This is a genomic window from Luteimonas sp. J29 (assembly GCF_000472505.1).
GTDB lineage: Bacteria > Pseudomonadota > Gammaproteobacteria > Xanthomonadales > Xanthomonadaceae > Luteimonas.
On record NZ_AWZR01000001.1, the window covers coordinates 545,224 to 562,943 of the forward strand.

General features: G+C 73.4%; 18 protein-coding genes. 7 read left to right on the forward strand and 11 right to left on the reverse strand.

What is annotated here, in order from left to right; translation table 11 throughout:
- Positions 1 to 3 precede the first annotated feature (3 nt).
- On the reverse strand, positions 4 to 1,101 hold the full coding sequence (locus tag LUTJ29_RS0102365) for a GNAT family N-acetyltransferase (RefSeq protein ID WP_027071140.1): 1,098 nt from the start codon (positions 1,099 to 1,101) through the stop codon (positions 4 to 6).
- Between the two features lie 104 nt (positions 1,102 to 1,205).
- Between LUTJ29_RS0102365 and LUTJ29_RS0102370 the strand changes: the two genes are divergently transcribed.
- On the forward strand, positions 1,206 to 2,591 hold the full coding sequence (locus LUTJ29_RS0102370) for a leucyl aminopeptidase family protein (protein WP_027071141.1): 1,386 nt from the start codon (positions 1,206 to 1,208) through the stop codon (positions 2,589 to 2,591).
- Between the two features lie 21 nt (positions 2,592 to 2,612).
- Here LUTJ29_RS0102370 and LUTJ29_RS0102375 read toward each other — a convergent pair whose 3' ends face one another.
- The 5 genes from LUTJ29_RS0102375 to LUTJ29_RS0102395 form a co-directional block, all read right to left on the reverse strand.
- Positions 2,613 to 3,041, reverse strand: coding sequence for a hypothetical protein (locus LUTJ29_RS0102375; protein WP_027071142.1), 429 nt, complete (start codon positions 3,039 to 3,041; stop codon positions 2,613 to 2,615).
- 81 nt (positions 3,042 to 3,122) lie between these two features.
- On the reverse strand, positions 3,123 to 3,725 hold the full coding sequence (locus LUTJ29_RS0102380) for a response regulator transcription factor (protein WP_027071143.1): 603 nt from the start codon (positions 3,723 to 3,725) through the stop codon (positions 3,123 to 3,125).
- Between the two features lie 61 nt (positions 3,726 to 3,786).
- A complete protein-coding gene (locus tag LUTJ29_RS15855) occupies positions 3,787 to 5,055 on the reverse strand; it encodes a sensor histidine kinase (protein WP_084524555.1) in 1,269 nt (422 codons plus the stop codon).
- 24 nt (positions 5,056 to 5,079) lie between these two features.
- Positions 5,080 to 5,835 (reverse strand): ABC transporter permease, encoded by a 756-nt coding sequence (locus tag LUTJ29_RS0102390; RefSeq protein WP_051322607.1) that lies wholly within the window; start codon positions 5,833 to 5,835, stop codon positions 5,080 to 5,082.
- The gene (locus LUTJ29_RS0102395; protein ID WP_027071145.1) at positions 5,835 to 6,746 is read right to left on the reverse strand and encodes an ABC transporter ATP-binding protein; all 912 of its coding nucleotides are present in this window, start codon (positions 6,744 to 6,746) and stop codon (positions 5,835 to 5,837) included. The genes LUTJ29_RS0102390 and LUTJ29_RS0102395 overlap by 1 nt, the downstream gene beginning before the upstream one ends.
- A 209-nt stretch (positions 6,747 to 6,955) precedes the next feature.
- Here LUTJ29_RS0102395 and LUTJ29_RS0102400 point away from each other — a divergent pair, with 209 nt between their 5' ends.
- The 4 genes from LUTJ29_RS0102400 to LUTJ29_RS0102415 all read left to right on the forward strand — a co-directional run bounded on the left by LUTJ29_RS0102400 (position 6,956) and on the right by LUTJ29_RS0102415 (position 11,504).
- Complete coding sequence (locus LUTJ29_RS0102400) at positions 6,956 to 8,188, forward strand: efflux RND transporter periplasmic adaptor subunit (RefSeq protein WP_027071146.1); 1,233 nt, start codon at positions 6,956 to 6,958, stop codon at positions 8,186 to 8,188.
- Positions 8,189 to 8,288: 100 nt separating this feature from the next.
- Complete coding sequence (locus LUTJ29_RS0102405) at positions 8,289 to 8,981, forward strand: ABC transporter ATP-binding protein (RefSeq protein WP_027071147.1); 693 nt, start codon at positions 8,289 to 8,291, stop codon at positions 8,979 to 8,981.
- A 15-nt stretch (positions 8,982 to 8,996) separates the two neighbouring features.
- Positions 8,997 to 10,163 (forward strand): ABC transporter permease, encoded by a 1,167-nt coding sequence (locus tag LUTJ29_RS0102410; RefSeq protein WP_027071148.1) that lies wholly within the window; start codon positions 8,997 to 8,999, stop codon positions 10,161 to 10,163.
- 33 nt (positions 10,164 to 10,196) lie between these two features.
- Positions 10,197 to 11,504, forward strand: coding sequence for an ABC transporter permease (locus LUTJ29_RS0102415; protein WP_043740230.1), 1,308 nt, complete (start codon positions 10,197 to 10,199; stop codon positions 11,502 to 11,504).
- A gap of 146 nt (positions 11,505 to 11,650) precedes the next feature.
- Here LUTJ29_RS0102415 and dapA read toward each other — a convergent pair whose 3' ends face one another.
- The 4 genes from dapA to LUTJ29_RS15865 all read right to left on the reverse strand — a co-directional run bounded on the left by dapA (position 11,651) and on the right by LUTJ29_RS15865 (position 15,162).
- The gene (gene dapA / locus LUTJ29_RS0102420; RefSeq protein ID WP_027071150.1) at positions 11,651 to 12,550 is read right to left on the reverse strand and encodes a 4-hydroxy-tetrahydrodipicolinate synthase; all 900 of its coding nucleotides are present in this window, start codon (positions 12,548 to 12,550) and stop codon (positions 11,651 to 11,653) included.
- A gap of 122 nt (positions 12,551 to 12,672) precedes the next feature.
- Positions 12,673 to 13,584, reverse strand: coding sequence for an EamA family transporter RarD (gene rarD / locus LUTJ29_RS0102425; RefSeq protein WP_027071151.1), 912 nt, complete (start codon positions 13,582 to 13,584; stop codon positions 12,673 to 12,675).
- Positions 13,581 to 14,510 carry a drug/metabolite exporter YedA gene (gene yedA, locus LUTJ29_RS15860; protein WP_051322608.1) on the reverse strand — a complete coding sequence of 310 codons (930 nt, stop codon included), beginning with the start codon at positions 14,508 to 14,510 and terminating at the stop codon, positions 13,581 to 13,583. The genes rarD and yedA overlap by 4 nt, the downstream gene beginning before the upstream one ends.
- A 133-nt stretch (positions 14,511 to 14,643) precedes the next feature.
- On the reverse strand, positions 14,644 to 15,162 hold the full coding sequence (locus tag LUTJ29_RS15865) for an adenine phosphoribosyltransferase (protein ID WP_051322609.1): 519 nt from the start codon (positions 15,160 to 15,162) through the stop codon (positions 14,644 to 14,646).
- A 101-nt stretch (positions 15,163 to 15,263) separates the two neighbouring features.
- Here LUTJ29_RS15865 and LUTJ29_RS0102440 point away from each other — a divergent pair, with 101 nt between their 5' ends.
- Both LUTJ29_RS0102440 and LUTJ29_RS17960 read left to right on the forward strand, forming a co-directional pair.
- Positions 15,264 to 15,545, forward strand: coding sequence for a hypothetical protein (locus tag LUTJ29_RS0102440; protein ID WP_027071152.1), 282 nt, complete (start codon positions 15,264 to 15,266; stop codon positions 15,543 to 15,545).
- A 14-nt stretch (positions 15,546 to 15,559) separates the two neighbouring features.
- Positions 15,560 to 16,531 (forward strand): gamma-glutamylcyclotransferase family protein, encoded by a 972-nt coding sequence (locus LUTJ29_RS17960; RefSeq protein ID WP_051322610.1) that lies wholly within the window; start codon positions 15,560 to 15,562, stop codon positions 16,529 to 16,531.
- Here the strand turns inward: LUTJ29_RS17960 and LUTJ29_RS0102450 are convergent.
- Complete coding sequence (locus LUTJ29_RS0102450; RefSeq protein ID WP_027071153.1) at positions 16,515 to 17,690, reverse strand: PQQ-dependent sugar dehydrogenase; 1,176 nt, start codon at positions 17,688 to 17,690, stop codon at positions 16,515 to 16,517. The genes LUTJ29_RS17960 and LUTJ29_RS0102450 overlap by 17 nt on opposite strands.
- Positions 17,691 to 17,720 lie beyond the last annotated feature (30 nt).

The window sequence follows — 17,720 nt, forward strand, 5'->3', positions numbered from 1 at the left end:
GGCTCAGTCCGCGGCCAGGCGCCAGGCCAGCGGCCGCCACGCGCGCGCCGCATGCAGGGCCAGGCGCGCGCTGCGCGACAGCGAGAACGCGCCGCTGGCCACGGGCTCGCGGTCGGGCAGCAGTTCGGCCATGTAGCCGTGCTCGCCGGACATGCTGTCGAAGCAGCGCACCTGCGGCCAGGTGGCCGGCAGCGCCCGCACCAGCAGCCATTCGTTGAGCCGGCCCGGGCTGTAGCGCCTGAACGCCGGGTCCCAGCCGCTCTTGAACGCGTGCAGGGTGTCGCCGAGCAGCATGTTGCTGGTCGAGGCGATCGCTTCGCCGTCGACCACGATCTCCGAGAACACCATCGCCCCGATCGCGCGGAAGCGCGCGCACATCTCGCGGAAGAACGCGGCCTGGCGATCGCACGACAGCAGCGAGGTGCCGGCCTCGCCCTTCCAGCCCTGGTGTTCCAGGCGCATGTGGCGATCCACTGCGGCCTCGTCGGCGGCGGCGCCGTGCAGCAGCCGGAATTCCACCGCGCCGCGCTCGCGCAGGCGCCTCAGGCGCCGGTCCAGGTCCTTGCGCACCCCGGCGGGCATGCGCGCGTCGACGGGGCCGCCGTCCAGGTACAGCACCGGGCGCTCGAAGCGGGCGTGCTCGTGCCAGGTGCCACCGTGCCGCGCGGCCGCGCGCGCGAGCTCGTCGCTGAGCGGATCGCCCAGGGCCATGCGCTCGAACGACAGGCCGTGCCGGCGCCGCGGCGCGTCGGCACGGGCCGACTGCAGCAGGGCGTGGGCGACGGCGGCGTCCTCGCCCTCGCGCACCAGCAGGCCGCAGCGGAAGGAGTGTTCGCTGCGGAAGGTGCCCAGGCGCCGCAGCGGGGCGAACAGGTCCGGGCCGCGTTCGACGAAGCAGCCGACGCCGATCAGCGCGTCGCCGCGCAGCACCCGGACCACGGTGGGTTCGACGCCTTCCAGCCAGCGGGCCGCCGGCAGCACGAATTCGGGCATGGCGAACGGGCTCGACCACGGGGCCGTCCGGCCCAGTCCGCTCCACTGTGCGAGTTCGCTGGCGCCGAGGGACCACAGCGGTCCCCAGCGCACGTCGATGTCATCCAATTGTCCAGCTCTTGATACCGGTCCCCGTCATGGAGAACGCGGAATCGACGGCGTTCCGGCCAGGGCGCGTGGGCAAGCGGCGACGATTGGTTCAAACTGGCGCGATGGACGCACACGCACTTCCGCCGGGCTTCGCGCCCCACGACGCCGACGCCGCGCCGCTGCACGTCGTCGGCCAGGACCGCTTCCGCGACTGGCTGCAGGCCCAGCCCGGGCCGGTGCAGGCATGGCTGTCGCGGCAGCGTTTCGACGCTGCGGCCGGCACCGTGGCACTGCTGCCGGGCGAGGGCGGCGTCGCCGGCGCGGTGCTCGGCATCGGCGATCCGCTCGACCCGTACTCGTACGCGCACGCGCCCACCGCGCTGCCCGAAGGCGACTGGCGGCCGGCCGAGGCGCCGGAACCCGCGGCGGCGCGTGCGCTGCAGCTGGGCTGGGGCCTGGGCGCCTACCGCTTCACCCGCTACCGCGGCGGTGGCCGCGCGCCGGCGCGGCTGGCGCTTCCGGTCGATGCCGAGGCGCGGGACGTGCTCGCCGCCTGCGTGCGGGTGCGCGACATGGTCAACACGCCGTCGCAGGACATGGGCCCGGCCGAAGTCGAGGCCACGATGGCCGCGGTCGCGCACGCGCACGGTGCGCACTTCTCCAGCATCGTCGGCGATGCCCTGCTGGAGGAAGGGTTCCCCGCGATCCACGCCGTGGGCCGCGCCTCGCACCGCGCCCCGCGCCTGCTGCGCCTGGACTGGGATGCCGGCGGCGCGGGCCGCCGTCCGCACCTGGTTCTGGTGGGCAAGGGCGTGTGCTTCGACACCGGCGGCCTGGACATCAAGCCCGCCGATGGCATGCGCAACATGAAGAAGGACATGGGCGGCGCCGCGCACGCGATCGCCCTGGCCGAACTGCTGATGGCGCGCGGCCTGCCGTTGCGCCTGACCCTGCTGGTGCCGGCGGTGGACAACGCCATCGGTCCCGACGCCTACCGCCCGGGCGAGGTGGTGGCCACGCGCAAGGGCATCAGCGTGGAGATCGACAACACCGACGCCGAAGGGCGCGTGGTGCTGTGCGATGCGCTGGCCCTGGCCGGCGAGCTGCGCCCGGACCTGGTGCTGGACTTCGCCACCCTCACCGGCGCGGCGCGCATCGCGCTCGGCCCCGACCTGCCGGCGCTGTTCGCCAACGACGATGCGCTCGCCGCGGACTGGCTCGCGGCCGGCCAGCGCGAGCGCGACCCGCTGTGGCGGATGCCGCTGTGGCGTCCGTACCTGCGCTACCTCACCAGCCACGTCGCCGACCTGGCCAACGCCGGCTCGCGCATGGCCGGCGCGGTCACCGCCGCGCTGTACCTGGAGCGCTTCGTGCCCGAGGGCACGAAGTGGGCGCACCTGGACGTGTACGCGTGGAACGACAGTTCGCGCCCCGGGCGTCCGGCCGGCGGCGAGGCGCTCGGCCTGCGCGCGGCGTACGCCATGCTCAAGGCGCGCTGCGGCGGCTGACCGCCGCGGCGCGCGGCCGCTTCAGCGCAGGCAGCCGCGCCTGGCGGCGAGCCGCGCGTACCACCACAGGAACAGCCCGACCAGCGCGATCACCACCGGGAAGATCGCGCCGCGCGCGCCCATCATTTCCCACAGCGGCGTGGTCAGGTAGTTCGAGGTGAACTGCACCACGATCGCGAACAGCGACAGCGCCAGCACCGGCACCGACCAGCGCCGCCGCAGCAGCAGCCCGATCGAGCCCAGCAGGCCGCCCAGGGTCGCGGCCGCGAACGGCACGAACAGCCAGCGCGGCATCGCCTCGAACACCGCCTGCTGTTCCGGCGGCCACGAGGCCACGGTCTCGGGCGTGGCGGTGAGGTGGAACCAGAAGGACGCGACACCGGCCAGGTTCCAGAGCACGGCGAGGACGGCGACGAGGCGGAACAGCGGGGGGCACTGGCTTGGGGACATCGCGTTGGCTCCCGGGTTGGGTGGATGGCAGCGTAGCGCTCCCTGCGGCGGCAGTGGCGGCCGTCCGTCGCCATCGCCGCGCTACAGCCAGCCCTTCTCCCGGGCCAGCCGGTACGCCTCGATGCGGTTGCCCACGCCGAGCTTGCCGATCGCCTCGGACAGGTAGTTGCGCACCGTGCCGTGCGAGAGGTTGAGGCGGCTGGCGATCTGCCCGGCCGACAGGCCCTCGCCGGCCAGGCGCAGCACCTGGCGTTCGCGGTCGCTGAGCGGGTCGGGTTCGCTCCAGGCTTCGAGCGCGAGCTGCGGGTCGATCGCGCGACCGCCGCGATGCACCTGGCGCAGCGCATCGGCCAGCTGTTCGACCGGCGCGTCCTTGAGCAGGTAGCCCGACACGCCCGCGTCCAGGGCCCGGCGCAGGAAGCCGCCGCGGGCGAAGGTGGTCACGATCACCACCTTCACCGGCAGTTCGTGGCGCTGGATGCGCTGGGCGAGTTCGAGGCCGGTCAGGCCGGGCATCTCGATGTCGGTGACCAGCACGTCGGGCGAGAGCCGCTGCAGCTCGCGCCAGGCCGCCTCGCCGTCGCCGGCGGTGCCCACCACCTCGATGTCGGACTCCAGCGCGAGCAGCGCGGCCAGTGCGCCGCGCAGCATGGCCTGGTCCTCGGCCAGCACGACGCGGATCACGGCGGGAAGCGGGACGACGGCATGGGCGCCACGTTAGCAGCTTGGCCCGTCGCGCCGCACGCTACGGCGGCGCGGCGTCGTCGTTGGCCGCCAGCGGCACCCGCGCCTCGACCGTGGTGCCGCCGCGCCGGCTGCTGTCCACGCGCAGCCGCCCGCGCACGCCCTCGATCCGCTCGCGCATCCCGGACAGGCCGTTGCCGGGCGTGATCGTGCCGCCGCGGCCGTCGTCCGCGATCCGCAGCACCGCCTCGCCGTGCTCGATCGAGAAGCGGGCCTCGGCACGCGCCGCGTGCGCGTGGCGCTGGATGTTGGTGGCCGCCTCGCGCACCGCGAGCGCCAGCGCGCTCTCCACCGCCGCGGGCAGCGCGCCGTCGCTGAAGCCATCGTCGAAGCGGTAGGTGAAGGCGACGCCGTCGGTTTCCAGCAGCAGCTTGGCCGAGGCCAGTTCGGCGGCGATGCCGGCCGAGCGGATGCCGCTGACCGCGCGCCGCACCTGCGCCAGCGCCTCGCGCGCGACGCGGCTGACTTCGCCGATCTCGGCGCGCGCGGCATGCGGGTCGCGCTCGAGCATGCGCCCGGCGAGGTCGGACTTGAGCGCCACCATCGACAGCGTGTGGCCGAGCAGGTCGTGCAGGTCGCGACCGATGCGTTCGCGCTCGGCCAGCGCGGCCAGCCGCCGCACCTCGTCGTGCGACAGGCGCAGCGCCGCCTCTCGCTCGACGTTGGAACGGTCCACCACCACCAGCGCGCCGATGATCGCGGTCACGGTCGGCATCCACACCAGCGCCTGCCAGGGGTAACCGATGGACAGCGCGTAACCGATCAGCAGCGCATTGAGCCCCACCAGCGCCGCCAGGTAGGGCAGCATCGCGCGCCCGCGGCGCGGCTGCAGCATCACGCAGCCGAACACGAAGTAGCTCAGGCCCGACGGATACCACGGCAGCACCACCAGGCACATCGCCACCATCGCCAGCGCCGCGGCGTAGGCCTTGCGCGGAGTCTGCACGATGCTGGTGGCGTACAGCCACAGGAACAGCGGGAAGGTGACCGCAGTGGTCGCGGCCCAGCGCAGGCTGTAGCCGTACTCGCCGCCGGCGAAGGCGGGGGTGATGAACACCCACACCGCCCACACCACGTGCACCATCGCGCCCCAGGGCGGGCGCCCCATGCGCTGGTCGCAGGCGGCGATCGAGCCAGGGCGCGGCGGGAACCAGCGCCACAGCGCCCGCGCGACCGCGGCGCGCAGGCCGCGCCCGCGCGGCGTCGCCTGCGGCGCGGCCGGCGCGGCTGGCAAGGCGTCGTCGCTGGGGCCGGGCGTGGTCGTGTTCATGGCGGGCCTCGCGGGTTGCCGGCGTCACTCGGCCGCGTGCAGGCGGCGGCGGGCGAGGGCGAAGAAGACGACCGCCACCAGCGCCAGCACCGCGGCGTGCACCCAGGCACGGCCGCCATCGTCGTGCCCGACCACCTTCAGCGCAAGCCGGCCCAGGTGGTAGGCCGGCCACGCGGGGGCGATCCCGGCCAGCCAGTCGGGCAGCATCGACAGCGGCATCCACAGCCCCGACAGGAACGACATCGGCAGGTACAGCACGTTGAGCAGCGCCGGCGCGGCGTTGCCGCCGACCAGGGTGCCGACCCACAGCCCGATCGCCGCGAACGGCAGCACCCCGGCCATGTTCACCAGCGCCAGCCCGGCCCACTGCGCCGGCGCCAGGCGCACCCCGCCCGCGGTCGCGGCCAGCGTGGCCAGCAGCAGCGAGATCGCGGCCGCGAACAGCACCGCCATCGCCATCTTCGCCAGCAGCATCGACCCCGGCGGCGTGGGCAGGGTGCGGCGCAGGCGCAGGTAGCCGCGCTCGCGGTCCATGGCGATGGTGACGCCGAAGCCGAACAGCGCCGCGCCGACCACGCCGAACGCGCCGTAGCTGGCCAGCAGGTAGGCGGCGGCGCCGGGGTTGCCGCGGTTGAGCACCACCGCGAACAGCAGGTAGAACATCGCCGGGAACGCGAGCACCGGCACGCCGAACGCGGGTTCGCGCGCCAGCCGCACCAGTTCGCAGCGGGCTTCGGCAAGGTGGGCGCGCAGCGGCGCGCGCAGGGTGGTGGTATGCATCAGGCGGCCTCCTGCAGGGCGTCGGTGGACCGGGTCAGGGCGAGGAAGGCGTCGGCCAGGCCGGCGCGGCGGATCTCCAGGTCGCACGTGCCGGGGTCGGCGTCGAGCAGGCGCCGCACCACCGGCTCGGCCGGTTCGGCGACGATCCGCAGCGCCTCGCCCTCGCGCACCGCCTCGACCACGCCCGGCCACTGCGCCACCACGTCGGCGGCCAGGCGCGAGCGGCACTGGATCCGGCGCAGCGACACCCGCGCGCGGACCTCGTCGACGCTGCCTTCCGCGACCAGGCGGCCGCCGTCGAGCACCGCGACCCGGTCCGAGAGCGCCTCGGCTTCCTCCAGGTAGTGCGTGGTGAGCAGCACCGCGCTGCCGTCGGCCACCAGCTCGCGCACCGCGGCCCACAGGCCCTGGCGCGCGTCGATGTCCAGGCCGGTGGTCGGCTCGTCGAGGAACAGCAGGCGCGGGCGGCCGCAGATCGCGAGCGCGAACTGCACGCGCCGCTGCTGTCCGCCCGACAGCTTCCCGTAGCGGCGGCCGACCAGGCCGTCGAGGCCGGCGAGCGCGACGCAGTCGGCCACGCTGCGCGGCTGCGGATAGCCGGCGCGCACCATGTCGAGCAGCTCGCCCACCTGCAGCCGCTCGGGCAGCGCGGCCGACTGCAGCATCGCGCCGCACCGGCGCCGCACGTCGAGGCTGCCGGGCGCCTGGCCGAAGACCGAAACCTCGCCGGCATCGGCCGCCAGCAGGCCGAGCAGCAGGCCCACCGCGGTGCTCTTGCCGGCGCCGTTGACGCCCAGCAGGGAGGTCACCTGGCCGGCGCGCAGCTGCAGGTCGACGCCGTCGAGCGCGCGGGTGGCGCCATAGCGCTTGCAGGCGCCGCGCAGGACGGCAAGCGGTCGTGTCGATTCCATGGTGCGTGCTCCGTCGTATCCCGCGATGCCGGCATGCTCGCGCCGCCCGCGCGCGGGCGGCAGCCACGTGCGTCAGCACATCCGGGTGACAGCTGTCAGGGGCCCCGGACGCGCCTGGCGGCTAGCCTGTGCCGGCCTCGCGAAGGGCCCGGGCCGGTGCATCGCGGCCTGCTGGGTCACAATGGGCGCCCTTCCACGTCCTGTCTGTCATGAACACCAACGCCGACCTGCTCAGGGAACTCCGCATCGACCGCACGCCCGGACCGCCGCCGTCGCGCAAGGGACTGTGGATCGCGCTGGCGTGCATCGTGCTGCTCGCGCTGCTGGCGCTGGGCGGCTGGTGGCTGTTCGGGCGCCAGGCGCCGGTGCCGGTGCAGACCGCCACCGCGGTATCGCTCGCGTCCGGCAGCGCGCCGGCCTCGGTGCTCGACGCCTCCGGCTACGTGGTGGCGCGGCGCATGGCCACGGTCTCGGCCAAGATCACCGGGCGCGTGCGCGAGGTGCTGATCGAGGAAGGCATGCGGGTGGAGGAAGGCCAGGTGATGGCGCGGCTCGACCCGATCGACGCCGACGCGCAGCGCGCGCTCTCGCAGTCGCAGCTGGAGGCGGCGCGCAGCCAGGCCGGCAGCGTCGAGGCGCGGCTGAAGGAAGCCGAGGCCAACGCCGCGCGGCTCGCGCAGCTGGTCGGCCGGCAGCTGGTGTCGAAGGCGCAGTACGACGAGGCCGTCGCCCAGCGCGATGCGCTGCGGGCCGAGCTGGCCGCCGCGCGGCGCAACGTCGAGGTCGCGGCCGACGGCCTGCGCATCGCCGACATCGGCGTGGACAACACCGTGGTGCGCGCGCCGTTCGCGGGCGTGGTGATCGCCAAGGCCGCGCAGCCGGGCGAGATCGTCTCGCCGCTGTCGGCCGGCGGCGGCTTCACCCGCACCGGCATCGGCACCATCGTGGACATGGATTCGCTGGAGGTGGAGGTCGACGTGGGCGAGGCCTACATCGGCAGGGTGCAGCCGAAGATGCCGGTCGAGGCCACGCTCACCTCGTATCCGGACTGGAAGATCCCGGCCGAGGTGATCGCGATCATCCCCTCGGCCGACCGCGGCAAGGCGACGGTGCGGGTGCGCGTGGCGCTGAAGCAGAAGGACGCGCGCATCGTCCCGGACATGGGCGTGACCGTGCGCTTCCTGGAGAAGGCGCCGGAGGACGGCGAGGAGCCGCGCCGCGGCGTGCGCGTGCCCGCCTCGGCCGTGGTCCAGCGCGACGGCGCGAGCGCGGTCTACGTGGTGCGCGGCGACGGCACCGTGGAACTGCGCCGGGTCGAGGCCGGCGCCACCCTGGCCGATGACCGCGAGGTCCTGTCCGGACTGGCGCCGGGCGAGAGCGTGGTGGTGAAGCCGCCCGCGGAACTGGCCGACGGCGCGCGCGTCGCCACCGGGGCGAAGTGAGCGCGGCCGGCACTGCATGACCTCCGTGCGCCGCGCCGCGAAGCGTGCCGCACGGTTCCACGGGGACGTCCCCGACCCATCCGACACAGCGAGGCAAGCCATGGCATCCCTGGTATCGATCCGCAGCCTGACCAAGACCTACCAGCGCGGCCCCGAGAAGGTGGAGGTGCTGCACGGCATCGACCTTGACATCGAGCAGGGCGATTTCGTGGCCCTGATGGGCCCGTCGGGCTCGGGCAAGACGACGCTGCTCAACCTGATCGGCGGCCTGGACTCGCCGACCTCCGGCAGCATCGAGGTCGACGGCCAGCGCATCGACCAGCTCTCGGGCAGCCGGCTGTCGCACTGGCGCAGCCAGAACGTGGGCTACGTGTTCCAGTTCTACAACCTGATGCCGGCGCTGAGCGCTCAGAAGAACGTCGAGCTGCCGCTGCTGCTGACGAAGCTCGGCGCGGCGCAGCGCAAGCGCAATGCGCAGATCGCGCTGACCCTGGTGGGCCTGGCCGACCGCATGTCGCACAAGCCGGGCGAGCTGTCGGGCGGCCAGCAGCAGCGCGTGGCGATCGCGCGCGCGATCGTCTCCGACCCCAAGCTGCTGATCTGCGACGAGCCCACAGGCGACCTCGACCGCCAGTCGGCGGAGGAGATCCTGGGCCTGCTGCAGACGCTCAACCGCGAGCACGGCAAGACCATCGTGATGGTCACCCACGATCCCAAGGCCGCCGAGTACGCCAGCCACACGCTGCACCTGGACAAGGGCACCCTGGTCGGGCACCAGGCCCACGCGGCCTGAGCCGGGAGGCGCGCGATGAAGTACTTCCACCTGATCTGGGCCGCGCTGTTCCGGCGCAAGGCCCGCACCTTCCTGACCCTGGCGTCGATCATGGCGGCGTTCCTGCTGTTCGGCATGCTCGACGGGATCCGCACCACGTTCGCCCAGATCGGCCAGAACGCCGACGGCGCGCAGCGGCTGCAGACCACGTCGCGGCTGTCGATGGTGCAGATGCTGCCGCTCGCGCTGCGTTCGCGGATCGAACAGGTCGACAACATCGAGGCCGTGACCTGGGCGAACTGGTTCGGCGGCGCCTACCAGGACCCGCGCAACCAGCTGTTCACCATCGCGGTCGCGCCCAACTACCTCGACCTGTACCCGGAGATCGTGGTCGATCCGGCGGAGCTCGAGAAGTGGAAAGCGACCCGCAACGGCATGCTGGTCGGCGAGGACATGATGGCCCGCTTCAACTGGGAGGTGGGCCAGACCCTGCCGCTGCAGTCGACGATCTTCCCCAACAGCGACGGCAGCCTCAACTGGCAGTTCCAGATCGTGGGCGTGATCCGCCAGCGCGAGGACTCCGACAACGGCTTCTTCGGCGCGATGATGCTGATGCACTACGACTATTTCGCCGAATCCACGCCGTACGTGAACGACGAGGTGGGCTGGTACATCAGCCGGGTGTCGGACGTGAACCGCAGCGACGCCGCGGCCAAGGCGATCGACGCGCTCACCGCGAACTCGCCCCACGAGACCCGGACCATGACCGAGCAGGCCGCGATGGCCGCGCAGATCAAGCAGGTCGCCGACATCGGCCTGATCGTGGGCTCGATCATGGGCGCGGTGTTCTTCACCCTGCTGCTGCTGACCGGCAACACCATGGCCCAGGCGGTGCGCGAGCGCACCTCGGAACTGGCCGTGCTCAAGACCATCGGCTTCGCCAGCCACAGCGTACTGGCGATGGTGCTGGCCGAGTCGGTGCTGCTGGTGGTGCTGGGCGGCGTGCTCGGCCTGGCCCTGGCCGCGGTGCTCGGGCCGGTAGCCGGCGCGGTAAGCCGCGGCGCGGTCAACCTGCCGCCGATCGGCCCGGGCAGCTGGGCGCTGGGCCTGGGGCTGATGGTGGCGATCGGGCTGCTGGTGGGCGCGCTCCCGGCGATCCGGGCGATGCGCCTGAACATCGTCGATGCGCTCGCCGGGCGCTGACGCCGGACCCATGAGGACATGCGGATGAACATGATGAAGAAGTTGCTGCGCGCCCTCGGCCTGCTCGCGCTGGTGGTCGCGTTCCTGGTGGTGTGGGTGATGCTGCCGTGGCAGGGCGCGCTGGCGCTGGCCGCCGCGCTGGCGCTGTGGATGGCGCTGACCCGCGCCGGCCGCCAGGCGGCGTCGGTCACCTGGGTCGGCGTGGCGACGCTGCGCCAGCGCCTGGGCGCCTCGTCGGTGGTAGTGGTCGGCATCGCCGGCGTGGTCGGCGTGCTGGTGGCGCTGCTGGCGATGGCCGAGGGCTACCGGCACACGGTCAACAGCGCCGGCAGGGAGGACGTGGCGATCGTGCTGCGCGGCGGATCCTCGGCCGAGCTGATGTCGGTGCTGTCGCGCGACGAAATCCTGGCGATCGAGCGCGCGCCGGAGATCGCGCGCGACGCCGAGGGCCGGCCGCTGGCCTCGGCCGAACTCGTGGTCTCGGCCAACGTGCCGCGCCGCGACGGCGAGGATGGCAGCGTGACCCTGCGCGGCGTCGGCGAGATGGCGTGGGCGGTGCGGCCGGAGGTCCGGCTGGTGGACGGTCGCCGGTTCGAGACCGGCCGCCGCGAACTGGTCGTCGGCCGCGGTGCGCAGCGCCAGTTCCAGGGCCTGGAGCCGGGCAACGAGGTGCAGCTGGGCAACGAGCGCTGGACCGTGGTCGGCGTGTTCGAGTCCGGCGACGCGACCGAGTCGGAGATGTGGGCCGACGCCGAGGTGGTGGGGGCGACCTACCGCCGCGGCAGCAGCCGCGCTTCGCTGTACGCGAAGCTCACCTCGGCCGAGGCGATGAACGCGTTCAAGGCCACCCTCGCCGCCGACCCGCGGCTGACGGTGGACGCGGACACCACGCTCGGCTACTTCGCCAGCCAGTCGCGCACCCTGACCACGGTGCTGCGGGTGGTGGGTATCGTGGTCGGTTCGATCATGGCGATCGGCGCGGTGTTCGGCGCGCTCAACACCATGTTCGCCACGGTCGCCTCGCGCGCGCGCGAGATCGCGACCCTGCGCGCGATCGGTTTCTCCGGCTTGCCGGTGGTGGTGGCGGTAATGCTCGAGACCATGCTGCTGGCCCTGCTCGGCGGCCTGGCCGGCGGCCTGATCGCATGGCTGCTGTTCAACGGTTACACCGCCTCGACCCTGGCGGGCGGCGTGGCCAGCCTGAGCTTCGAGTTCCGGGTCTCGCCGCAGCTGCTGTGGGAGGGCCTGAAGTGGGCCCTGGCGATCGGCTTCATCGGCGGCCTGTTCCCGGCGGTGCGCGCGGCCACGCTGCCGGTCACCGACGCCCTGCGCGCGATGTAGGGCGCGCGCAGTCCCGCTCCTTCCCCCGCCCGCGGGGGAAGGCCGGGATGGGGGCGCACCGCGAGCGCGTGGCCCGGTCGACGCGGCGACCTGCGGGCCCCCGCCGAACCCCCCCCGCAAGCGGGAGAGGGAGCCGTGGCGTGGGGCTACGCCAGCAGGCCCGCCTCGCGCAGCGCCGCCTCGACCGCCGGCCGGTTCCCCTCGGCCAGTTCGGTCATCGGCAGCCGCAGCGTGCCGCCGCAGCGGCCCAGCCGCGCGAGCGCCCACTTCACCGGGATCGGATTGGCCTCGACGAACAGCTGCCGGTGCAGCGGCAGCAGGCGCAGCTGGATCTCCATCGCGCGGGCTACGTCGCCGGCCAGCGCCGCCGCGCACAGCTCGTGCATCAGCCGCGGCGCGACGTTGGCGGTGACGCTGACGTTACCGTCCCCGCCGCACAGCATCAGGGCGACCGCGGTGGCGTCGTCGCCGGAATAGACCAGGAAGCCCGCCGGCCGTTCGCGGATCAGCCACTGTGCGCGCTCGATGTTGCCGGTGGCCTCCTTGATCGCGCGGATGCCCGGCACCTGCGCCAGCCGGAGCACGGTGTCGTGCAGCAGATCGGCGCCGGATCGGCCGGGCACGTTGTAGAGCACGACCGGCAGGTCGCCGGTGGCCTCGGCGATCGCGCGGAAGTGGCGGTACATGCCTTCCTGGCCGGGCTTGTTGTAGTACGGCACCACCTGCAGCTGCGAGTCGGCGCCGACCTTGCGCGCGTACTCGGCCAGCGCGATCGCCTCGCGCGTGGAGTTGCCGCCGCAGCCGGCCATCACCGGGACCCGGCCCGCGGCCTGCTCGACCGCGACCCGGATCACCTCGCAGTGCTCCTCCACGTCCACGGTCGGCGACTCGCCGGTGGTGCCGACCACGCCGATGCAGTCGGTGCCCTGCTCGACGTGCCAGTCGACGAGCGCGCGCAGCGCGTCGTAGTCGACGCTGCCGTCCTCGTGCATCGGCGTGACGAGCGCGACGATGCTGCCGCGCGGGAGTGGGCTGCTGGCGTTCATGGCGGTGGCTTGCGACGTGCGTGGATGCGAATCCTTCGATTGTAGGCCAGCGCATGGACCCGCGCGCACCGCGCCCGCGTTGCTCACCGTTGCAACCGTTTCCGCTGCGCGCGGTCGATCCCTCAGGCCTGCTGCGCCACGATCCGGCGCCGCGCGGCGAGCACGCCGTCGGTGGCGAACACCGCCAGCCCGACCCAGATGAAGCCGAATCCGATCGCGCGGTCGGCGCCGAAGTACTCGCCGAAGAAGAACACGCCCAGCAGCAGCTGCAGGGTCGGGCCGATGTACTGCAGCACCCCGACCACGCTCAGCGGTACGCGGCGCACCGCGTAGGCGAAGAAGATCAGCGGGATCGCGGTGAGCGCGCCGCCCGCCACGAGCAGGGCGTCGGTCCAGCCGCCCCAGCGCAGGGAGAAGAACCCGCCCTCGCCGCTGGTCTCGATCCAGGCCAGGCACGCCAGCGCCGGGACCAGCACGAACATGTTCTCCACGCCCAGCCCGCGCACCGCCTCGACCGCGGCGAACTTGCGCAGCACCCCGTACAGCGCGAACGACCCGGCCAGGCACAGCGCGATCCACGGGAAGTCCCCGTAACGCGTGGTCAGCCACAGCACGCCGCACGCCGCCAGCAGCACCGAGCACCACTGCGGCGGCGACAGCCGCTCGCGCAGGAACACCACCCCGATCAGCACGTTGAGCAGCGGGTTGATGAAGTAGCCCAGGCTGGCCTCGACCACGTGCCCGGCGTTCACCGCCCACACGTACAGGCCCCAGTTGACGGCGATCAGGACGCCGGACGCGGCGAGCATCGCCGCCAGCCGCGGCTGCACCAGCACCTCGCGCAGCCAGCCGCGGCCGTTGCGCAGGGTCAGCCAGGCGGCCACCAGCACCGCGCACCAGATCGCGCGGTGGAGCACGATCTGCAGCGACGGCACCGCGCGCAGCAGGTGCCAGTAGAGCGGCATCAGGCCCCAGATGACGAAGGCGCCGACCGCCACCCACAGGGCGCGCCGGTCGGGGATCGCCGGGCTCACGCGTCGCTGCCCGCGGCCGGGCGCACAGGCGTGGGGCGCGCGCGCGACAGGGTGATCGCGACCACGCCCGACAGCACCACCGCCATCGCGCCGATCTCGTGCAGGCCGAAGCGTTCGTTGGCCAGCCAGGCGCCGAGCAGCACCGCGATCACCGGGTTGACGTAGGCGTAGCTGCCGGCGAGCGCCGGGCGCACGTGGCGCAGCAGCCAGATGTAGGCGCTGAAGCCGACCAGCGAGCCGACCACGGCCAGGTAGGCGACCGCCCACAGCCCGCCCGGCGTGGGCCAGCCGTCGAGGCGTTCGCCGCTGGCCAGGCCGGCCACGGTCATGGCGGCCCCGCCGCACAGCATCTGCGCCGCGGCCGACATGAAAGGCGGGGGCAGGTCGCGTCCGCGGCTCCAGATCGAGCCGTAGGCCCAGGCGATCGACGCGACCAGCAGCGCCACCAGTCCCATCGGCGAACCGGTCAGGCTGCTGCCCGCGTTGAGCCAGGCCACGCCGACGAAGCCCACGCCCAGGCCGATCCATTCCGCGCGCCGCGGATGCTCGCCGCGCAGCACCGCGAACAGCGCCAGCCACAGCGGCACCGACGACACCGCCACCGCCGCGAGTCCCGAGGACACGCTCTGCTCGGCGATGCAGACCAGGCCGTTGCCCATGCCGACCAGCAGCACGCCGACGAAGGCCGCATTGCGCCACTGTCGCGCGGTCGGCGCAGGCACGCCGCGCCAGCGCAGGAAGGCGTAGAGCACCAGCCCGGACGCGAGGAAGCGCAGGCCGGCCATGAGCAGGGGCGGCCAGCCGCCTTCGAGCGCGAAGCGGATGCCGAGGTAGGTCGATCCCCAGACCAGGTACACCGCGGCCAGGGCGAGGGCGATGGCGAGCGGCGACGCGGCCGGGACGACCGGTGCGGGGTCAGGACGCATCGGGCACCGGGGGTGGGGGAAACACGGCCGACGCGCCTTGCGTTGCGCCGGGGCGACATTCTACGGCGGGTCCGGGGCGCCCTGCGCGGCCTCGATGGGAAAGTGCTTCCCGTGATCGCGCCGGTGCGCGGCCCTAGACCGCGAGCACGGCGCGCAGGGGCGCCGGGTCGTCCCAGCCGGCGCGGCCGCCCAGCGGCGACAGTTCGACCAGCACCTCCGCGGCGCAGACCCGTGCGCCCTGGCGCCGCACCAGCGCCACGCCCGCGCGCAGGGTGCCGCCGGTGGCGAGCACGTCGTCGACCACCAGCACGTTCGCGCCGGGCGGCAGTGCGTCGGCGTGGATCTCCAGCCGGTCGTGCCCGTACTCGAGCGCGTACTCCACGGCCAGGGTCGGCCCCGGCAGCTTGCCCGGCTTGCGCAGCGGCACGAAGCCGCAGCGCAGTTCGCGCGCCAGCGCCGCGCCGAGGATGAAGCCGCGCGCCTCAATGCCGGCCACCGCGTCCGGCGGCGCCGCGCGCCAGGGCGCGGCGAGCCCCGCGATCGCGGCGGCGAAGGCGTCGGCGTCGGCAAGCACCGGGGTGATGTCCTTGAACACGATCCCGGGCCGGGGGAAGTCGGGGACATCGCGGATCAGTCGGGACCAGTGCGGCACGGTGGCGCTCCTTCGGCGGGCACGCGCATGCTAGACCACGGATGCCGCGCGCGCCGGGTTCGCGCTATCGTGGCGGGCCCACGCCCGCCGCGAGGAGCCCCATGCGCCTGCCGACCATCCCGGCCCTGCCGTTCGCCGCCGTGGCCGTCGCCGCGGCCACGCCCCATGGCGGGCCGCTGCCCGGGGGCGAGCCCGAGCCGGTGTCGGTGGCGATCGCCGGGTTCGACGCGCATGCCGGGCAGGCGCACCGCTTCAGCGGCCCCATCACCTCGATCTGCCAGGCCGGCGGTGGCTGGAGGATGCTCGAGGACGACGGCAAGGGCCTGGCGGCCGCGCAGGTCGAGTACCGCATCATCGCCGACGGCGTGGGTATCGGGTCCTGAACGGGGGAACGGGGATGGCGTTGTCGATGCTTGCGGCGGCGATGGACGCGGTCGCGCAGGCGGGCGCCGCGGCGCCGGATCCGGTCGCCTGGACGCCGCAGCACTGGGACGCGCTGGGCAACCTGCTGCTCGGCGTGGGCGCGGTGGTGGGCGGCGCGTTCGGCCTCTACACCTACCGCAAGGCGACGCGCACGCGCGAGGCCGAATGGCTGGACCGGCTGTTCGAACGATTCTACCTCAACCCGACGTTCTCGCCGTTGCTGCTCTCGTTCGAGTACGAGTTCGTCGCCGGCACCAACCGCCTGGTGGACCGTGTGCTGACCGTCGACACCCCGGTCCTGGCGCCCGCCGAGATCGAGCGCATCCGCAGCGTCGACGTGGTGCTCAACTTCCTCGAGCACCTGCTGTACCTGGAGAGCGACAGGCACCTGCTGGCGCGCGACCGCGACGCGCTGTTCGGCTACTGGCTCGGGCTGCTGTCGCGGCCCCGGTATGCCTCGCTGCGCCAGTACGCGCTGCACTTCAACTACGAGCACGTGGCCACGTACTGCAAGGCGCGCAAGGTGGAGCACGTGTTCCTGTACGGCAGCCTGATGCGCGGGCACGCAGAGCACGTGCGGCGCGGGCTGGACCAGGCGCTGGAGTTCGTCGGCGAGGCCTGGGTCCCCGGCAGGATCTACCCGTTGCCGCCGGGCTACCCCGGGCTGAAGTTCAGCCGCGAGGAGGACGGCGCCCGGGCGCACGGCGAGCTGTTCCGGGTGCGCGACGAGCGCATCCTGCGCGACCTCGACGACTACGAGGAGTATTTCCCCGACCGCATGGAGCGCTCGGAGTACGCCCGCCGGCTCGTGCACGTGCCGGGCGCCGGCGTCGATGCCTGGGTCTACGAATACCTGGGCGAAGTCGAGGGCATCGACCCGGTCCAGGGCCGCTGGCGCGCGGACGCGGCCGGCGCCAGCGGCGCGTCGCTCACTGCTTCGGCGTGAGCCGCAGCAGGCGGCCGCCCTTGCCGTCCTCGATCACCCACAGCGCGCCGTCCGGGCCCTGGCGCACGCCGCGGATGCGTGCGCCCATCGCGAAGCGCTCGGCCTCGCGCGCGCCACCCTCGCCGTCGAACTCGATCCGCACCAGCGACTGCGACGACAGGCCGCCGGCGAAGGCGTTGCCCTTCCACTGCGGGAACAGCTCGCCGTCGTAGAACACCAGGCTCGAGGGCGAGATCACCGGCGTCCACGTGATCGCCGGCGGGTTGAACTCAGGACGGGTGGAGTGGTCGGGGATCGAGCGGCCATCGTAGTGGTCGCCGTTGGAGACCAGCGGGTAGCCGTAGTTCGCGCCGCGCTCGACCCGGTTGAGCTCGTCGCCGCCCTTCGGGCCCATCTCGATGTCCCACAGCTGGCCGTTGGCGTCGAAGGCCAGGCCGAGCGGGTTGCGGTGGCCGAGCGACCACACCTGCGCCGCCACCCCGCCCTGGTCGGCGAAGGGATTGTCGTCGGGCACGCTGCCGTCCTCGTTGAGGCGCAGCACCTTGCCGAGGTTGGACTGCATGTCCTGGGCCGGGTCGAACTTCTGCCGTTCGCCCGAGGAGATCCACAGCTTGCCGTCGTGGAACACGATGCGATGCGCGTAGTGGCCGCGGCCGGAGACCTTGGGCACCTGGCGCCACACGACCTCGAGGTCCTCGAGCCTGCCGCCGCCGGCGTCGTCGAGTACCAGGCGCGCACGCGCGACCGCCGCGCCGGCGGTGTCGCCCTCGCCGGCCTCGGCATAGCTCAGGTACACCAGCCCGTTCTCGGCGAACTGCGGATGCGGCACCACGTCGCCGAAGCCGCCCTGGCCGCCGTACACCACCTCGGGCACGCCGGTGATCTCGCCGGCCTGGCGCGTCCGCGGGTCGAGCAGGCGCAGCGTGCCGGGCTTTTCGCTCACCAGCAGGCGCCCGTCGGGCAGGAAGTTCAGCGCCCAGGGCTCGTTGAAGCTGGCGATGGCCTCGGCCTGGAACGGGCCGATGGCGCGGGTCTCGCCAGCCGCGGCGGTGGTCGCGGCGTCGCCACCCTGCGCGGCCGCAGTCGCGTCGTTGCCGGCATTGCAGGCGGCCAGCAGCGCGAGCGAGAGCAGGGCGGTGGTCATTGCGATTCGTTGCATCGGGGGCCTCGTTCGGGTTCCGGAAACCGG